General features: G+C 72.4%; 5 protein-coding genes and 2 pseudogenes. 6 read left to right on the top strand and 1 reads right to left on the bottom strand.

Annotated elements, in window-relative coordinates; translation table 11 throughout:
• From IE312_RS39005 to IE312_RS05855, 6 genes and pseudogenes are all read left to right on the top strand, one after another.
• Positions 1-480 (top strand): annotated as a pseudogene (locus IE312_RS39005) (acetoin utilization protein AcuC); the annotation flags it as partial.
• A gap of 386 nt (positions 481-866) precedes the next feature.
• On the top strand, positions 867-1682 hold the full coding sequence (locus IE312_RS05875) for a phosphatase (protein WP_189978941.1): 816 nt from the start codon (positions 867-869) through the stop codon (positions 1680-1682).
• A 129-nt stretch (positions 1683-1811) separates the two neighbouring features.
• The gene (locus IE312_RS05870; protein ID WP_121791081.1) at positions 1812-2024 is read left to right on the top strand and encodes a helix-turn-helix domain-containing protein; all 213 of its coding nucleotides are present in this window, start codon (positions 1812-1814) and stop codon (positions 2022-2024) included.
• Positions 2025-2159: 135 nt separating this feature from the next.
• The gene (locus IE312_RS05865) at positions 2160-2258 is read left to right on the top strand and encodes a 30S ribosomal protein bS22 (protein WP_003948845.1); all 99 of its coding nucleotides are present in this window, start codon (positions 2160-2162) and stop codon (positions 2256-2258) included.
• Positions 2259-2462: 204 nt separating this feature from the next.
• Positions 2463-3524, top strand: a complete 1062-nt coding sequence (locus IE312_RS05860; RefSeq protein ID WP_189978939.1) for an NAD-dependent epimerase/dehydratase family protein — start codon at positions 2463-2465, stop codon at positions 3522-3524.
• Positions 3525-3538: 14 nt separating this feature from the next.
• Positions 3539-4609, top strand: a complete 1071-nt coding sequence (locus IE312_RS05855) for a lysophospholipid acyltransferase family protein (RefSeq protein ID WP_189978937.1) — start codon at positions 3539-3541, stop codon at positions 4607-4609.
• Between the two features lie 109 nt (positions 4610-4718).
• Here IE312_RS05855 and IE312_RS05850 read toward each other — a convergent pair.
• Positions 4719-4967, bottom strand: a pseudogene (locus IE312_RS05850) (DUF5667 domain-containing protein); the annotation flags it as partial.

The following is a 4967-nucleotide window of genomic DNA, read 5'->3' as shown; positions in this document are numbered from 1 at the left end:
CGGGCCTTCCACGCCGTGGTGCCGGAACTGCTCGCGGAGTTCCGGCCCCAGGTGCTGGTCTCCCAGCACGGGGCCGACACGCACTTCGAGGACCCGCTGGCGCATCTGGCGGTGTCGCTGGACGCGCAGCGGGCGGTGCAGGTGGCGTGTCACGAGCTGGCGCACGAGTACGCCGACGGCCGGTGGGTCGCGCTGGGCGGGGGCGGATACGCGGTGGTGGACGTCGTACCGCGGTCCTGGACGCATCTGGTGGGGATCGCGGCGGGCCGGCCGGTGGCGCCGGAGGCCGTGATCCCGGAGGAGTGGCGCCGGCAGGTGTTCGCCCGGACCCGGCAGTTGGGTCCGCAGCGGATGACGGACGGGCGGTGGCCGGTGGCGTACGGGGCGTGGGAGGACGGTTACGATCCCGCGGACCGCGTGGACCAGGCCGTCCTGGCGACCCGGCGGGCGGTCTACCCGCTGCGCGGGCTGCTCGCCTGAACATCCCGGCACCGGCCCTCAGAAGCTGCCCGCCGGTCCCCGCCCCCTGGGTGCCCGCAGCCGCCCCGCCGGTGCCGGCCTCCGGGTATGCGTGCGGCCGGTGCCGGCCCCTGGGCACCCGCAGCCGTCCGCCGGTCCCGGCCCCTGGGTATCCGTCGGTCCGGCCTGTGCTGCTCTGAGCATCCGCAGCCGCTCCACCGGTGCCTGCACGTGCCTGCACGTCCGCACCCGCTCCGCCGGTGCCGGCCCTTGGGGAGCCGCCCGCGGTCCCGCCCCCCGGGTGGCCGTCCGGTCGGTGTCGGTCTCGGGAGTGCCCGTTAGGCCGACCGTGCGCAATTCCCCCGTTTCCGCCCCGGTCCCGTTCCCCGTGGGCCACCATCGCATCCGTGTGGACCGCCGCCCGTCTCCGTGCACACCTGGTGGCCGCCCGGCTGGCCGGGGTCGTGGCGACCTCGCGGGAGGAGAGCCTGCGCAGTTACCGGCTGTTCGCGGCCCGGGACCCGCGGGTGCTGATCGGGATCGATCCGGAAGGCGCCTGGCAGGTCCCGGACCTGCTCGGGCTGATGGCGCGCAGGTGCGGGGTCTCGGCCGATCCGCGGGACACGTCCGGTCCCGACGTGATCGATCCGGAGCGGACGCTCACCGCGCTGGAGGCCTTCGCGGGGCGGCTCCGGGAGGCGGCCGGGCGGAGGGCGCCCGTGCTGCTGGGCACCGGGCACCCGCACCGGCTCCTGGGTTTCTACGCCTCCCTCGCGGACGCTTTGTCGGCGGCCGGATGTGAGGTCCTCACACCGGCGCAGGGTCACTGTGTCGACATATTGACCCGGTTCGGCCTACGTACCCATCGTCTCGACTACGTACGGGGGGTTGCCCTGGTGCGGGAACCGGCGAGCGAGCGCCCCGGTTGTGAGCCCGGCTCCCACACCCACTCGCCCCTCCCGGTTCGGGTCGCGCTCGACGCCGCGGCGGCGGCCGGCGGGCCGCTGCCCGAGCTGGTCGTCGGGGACCACGGCTGGGTCTGCGGCGCAGGTCAGCTGGGGTTCGAGGCCATCGGGCTGGCCGACACGGACGATCCCGCGCCGTTCGTGGGTGAGGCCGAGGGACGGGTGTCCGTCGTCGTTCCGGTTGATGACGCAGTGCGGTCTGCTCACTACGAGCCACTGACCCGCTACGTACTCAATCGAGCGTGTCTGTCACAGTAGGCCGCCGATGGGTGCACCTCTTCCCCACTCGCATCACCCGCCCCTAGTCTGGGGAGTGAGCACGCAACGACGAAGAGTCACCGGAAGGGGAAGCCGGTGGCCGTCGAGTGCGGAAGGTTCAGGTGTGTCATGGCTGCAGCTGGCGAGAGGCCTCTGAACGAGGTTCAGTTCCTTACCGTGGCGGAAGTAGCCTCGGTGATGCGAGTGTCGAAGATGACCGTGTACCGCCTGGTGCACAGCGGTCATCTGCCCGCGATCCGGGTGGGACGGTCGTTCCGTGTCCCGGAACAAGCGGTACACGAGTACCTCCGCGACAGCTATGTGGGGGTGGAGACGGCCTGAGTACCGCCCCCGGGTGACCGGGGGCGCCCCCTCGATTACGACCTCGGCGCTCGGTTGGGTAGGCTAGCCCCTCGTAGGTCGTGTGGGCCCATGGCGCCCAAACAACCGAGTGATGAGAAGTGAGCGAGGGTAGTCGTGGGCTCTGTTATCAAGAAGCGGCGCAAGCGGATGGCCAAGAAGAAGCACCGCAAGCTGCTCAAGCGCACGCGCGTTCAGCGCCGTAACAAGAAGTAAGCGGCGCCGCGAGAGCGTGGCCCTGTGGCCCCCCACCGAGACCGGTGGGGGGCCACAGACATGTTCCGGCGGTCCCGGCGTCTTCCGATGGGGGAAATTCCGTCACCGCACGCACCCGGGGTCATCACAGCGCAACAACGACCGGCTAGGTTGGCCGCACACGGGAACGCGGGATACCGGTTACGCGGAAGGAAGGCGCTGATCTTGGGAAGGATCGTGCTCGTCACCGGAGTGGCCCGGCAGCTGGGCGGCCGGTTCGTGCGGCGGATCCAGCGGGACCCGGAGGTCGACCGCGTCATCGCGGTGGACGCGGTACCGCCCGCCCACCACCTGGGCGGCGCCGACTTCATCCAGGCCGACATCCGGCAGCCGACGATCGCCCGGGTGCTCGCCGAGACGGGCGCCGACACGGTCGTCCACATGGACGTGACGGGCACGGCGCTGGGCGGCGGCAGCCGGGCCACGGTCAAGGAGACCAACGTCATCGGCACCATGCAGCTGCTCGGCGCCTGCCAGAAGTCGCCGTCCGTGCGGCGGCTGGTGGTGAAGTCCAGTACGAACGTCTACGGCTCGGCACCGCGTGATCCGGCCGTGTTCACCGAGACGACACCGCCCAAGTCGCTGCCCAGCGGCGGTTTCGCGAAGGACGCCGTCGAGGTGGAGGGGTACGTGCGCGGCTTCGCGCGGCGGCGGCCGGACGTCGCCGTGTGCGTGCTGCGGTTCGCCAACATCCTGGGACCGGCCGCGGACACCCCGCTCGCCTCCTACTTCGGGCTGCCCGTGCTGCCGACCGTGTTCGGCTACGACCCGCGGCTGCAGTTCGTCCACGAGGACGACGTGATCGAGGTGCTGCGGATCGCCTCGCACGAGCCGCGCCGGGGCACCCTCAACAGCGGCACCTTCAACATCGCCGGGGACGGCGTGCTGCTGCTCTCACAGTGCTCACGGCGGCTCGGGCGGCCCACCGTGCCGCTGCTGCTGCCCGCGGTCACCTGGGCCGGCTCCCTGGTGCGTACGCTCGGTATGACGGACTTCTCGCCGGAGCAGATCCGGCTGCTCACCCACGGGCGGGTGGTGGACACCGTCCAGATGCGCGAGACGCTGGGCTTCACGCCCCGCTACACCACGGCCGGGGCCTTCGCGGACTTCGCGCGCGGCCAGGTCCCCGGGCTGCTGCCGCCGCAGACCCTCGCGGGGGCCGTGGACCGGCTCGCCGCGCTGACCGCGAAGGCAGGCGGCCACCCCCAGACGCACGGCGCCAACTGAGGAGAGCGGCAACGATGGCGGACGCCAAGGTCATTCCGTTCGACGACGACCGGTCCCGCGGGAGCGCCGCACAGCGCCCGGCGCGGCGCCGGAGCGCGGGGAGCCGGCGCGGTGCGCTCGGGGAGCCCGGCGAGGTCGGCTCCGTGCAGCCCCTGCCGGGCCGGGAGCGGGCGCAGGACGGGTCTGCGGGCCGCGAGGAGGAGCCACGGGAGTCACGGGAGCCGTCGGACGCCGGCGGGCACGACGGCGGCCTGGAGCGGCGCGTGGCGGCCGGGCTGGCCTTCCTGCGGCGCCGGCTCACCGGGGACTACGAGGTCGACGACTTCGGGTACGACGAGGAACTGACCGACCAGGTCCTGATGTCACTGCTGCGGCCGGTGTACGACAAGTACTTCCGGGTCGAGGTGAAGGGCGTCGAGAACATCCCGGCCGAGGGCGGGGCGCTGATTGTCGCCAACCACTCCGGGACGCTGCCGCTGGACGGCCTGATGATGCAGGTGGCGGTGCACGACCACCATCCGGCCGGCCGGCACCTGCGGTTGCTGGCGGCCGACCTGGTGTTCGTGCTGCCGGTGGTGAACGAGCTGGCCCGCAAGCTGGGGCACACCCTCGCCTGCGCGGAGGACGCGGAACGGCTGCTGGCCCAGGGCGAGCTGGTCGGGGTGATGCCGGAGGGCTTCAAGGGCATCGGGAAGCCGTTCGGCGAGCGGTACAAGCTGCAGCGGTTCGGGCGGGGCGGGTTCGTCTCCACGGCGCTGCGGCAGGGGGCGCCGATCATCCCGTGCTCGATCGTCGGGGCGGAGGAGATCTACCCGATGCTCGGCAACGCCAAGACGCTGGCCCGGGTGCTGGGCATCCCGTACTTCCCGCTGACGCCGACCTTTCCCTGGCTCGGTCCGCTGGGCGCGATCCCGCTGCCCACCAAGTGGACGATCCAGTTCGGGGAACCGATCGCGACGGACGGGTACCCGCCGGAGGCGGCGGAGGATCCGATGCTGATGTTCAACCTCACCGACCAGGTGCGGGAGCAGATCCAGCACACGCTGTACAAGCTGCTGGTGCAGCGCCGCTCGGTGTTCTTCTGACGCCCGGGTTCCTGTGACGCTCACGAGGTCCCGTGACGTTCGTGCGCGCACGGCTCCGGGGGTGCCCCTGCTCGGGAAGGGGCACCCCCGGAGCCGTTGCCGTGCCGCGCTAGTCCGCGTCCTGGCCGTCGATGCCCAGGCCCGGGAGCAGGTCCGGGATGAGCGGCGGGATGGTGACGTCCGGCTGGCCCGTGGGGGGCTTGCCGGCGGACGGGGAGCTGCCCTCGGTGCCGGTCCTGGGCGGGTCGAGGAGACCGCCCGTGTCGCCGCCGAGGAGCCCGTCACCGCTGCTGCCGGTGGCCGGTCCGCTCGGCGTGCCGGTGCCGCTGTGCTTGCCGGCGGACGGGGCGCTGCCGGA

This window comes from Streptomyces capoamus (assembly GCF_014654935.1).
Classification (GTDB): domain Bacteria; phylum Actinomycetota; class Actinomycetes; order Streptomycetales; family Streptomycetaceae; genus Streptomyces; species Streptomyces capoamus.
This window is presented reverse-complemented; position numbering and strand designations above follow the sequence as displayed.